Source organism: Streptomyces sp. S6 (assembly GCF_054880855.1).
On record NZ_JBTYMC010000722.1, the window covers coordinates 1 to 719 of the forward strand.

Consider the following 719-nt stretch of genomic DNA (forward strand, 5'->3'; position numbering starts at 1 on the left):
CCGCCGCCGTCGCCACCGGTGCAGCCGACGTCGGCCTCGTGGACGGCCTCGCCGCCCCCAGCGACCCGCTGCGGCTGCCCGACGTGGCACCGCTGACCACCGTCGGCGTCGGCGAGGAGCCGGTGGGCGTGCTGTTCCCGCACGGACATCCGCTGGCGGGCCGTACCGGGGTGCGGCTCGCGGACCTCGCGGACGCCCGCTGGATCGACGCCCCCGACACGGCGCTGCCTCTTTCGCACCTGCGGGCGGCCAACGGGGGACACGGGTTCCGGCCCGCCCTGCGGTACGAGGGGGCCGACGTCCGCATGCTGACGCGATTGGTGGCGGCGGGGCACGGGCTGGCGCTGCTGCCCTGTTCAGTGGGGGAGGGGGTGGCGGGGGTGCGGGTGGTTCCGCTGGGGGCGCCTCGGGTGGTGCATCGGGTGGAGTGCGTGTACGCGGGGGTGTTGGCGGGGGCGGCGGGGGAGTTGGTGAGGGGGCTGGGGTGAGGGCCGGCGAGGGGGCGTGGTCGGGTGGCGTCCCGGTGGCCCTACCTCTTTTGACCGGCGGTCAGTCTCACTCGTTCGTGGCACGTCGGGCGCCGGTGGGCCGGGTAGAGCACCTGCCGGAGGCGATCCCCATGGAACAGACTGCGTTGCGGCCCAAGCCGATGCCGGGACGGGAGCCCGGGGGCGGTGAGCGGGCCGGCGCCGCACGGCGACCGCATGCCGCCCGGCGCC

1 protein-coding gene is annotated in these 719 nt (G+C 76.8%); it reads left to right on the forward strand.

Going from position 1 to position 719, the window contains the following annotated elements; genetic code table 11:
- On the forward strand, positions 1–488 hold a 488-nt coding region (locus ACVNF4_RS36695), incomplete at its 5' end, for a LysR family transcriptional regulator substrate-binding protein (protein WP_461807131.1).
- Between the last annotated feature and the right edge of the window lie 231 nt (positions 489–719).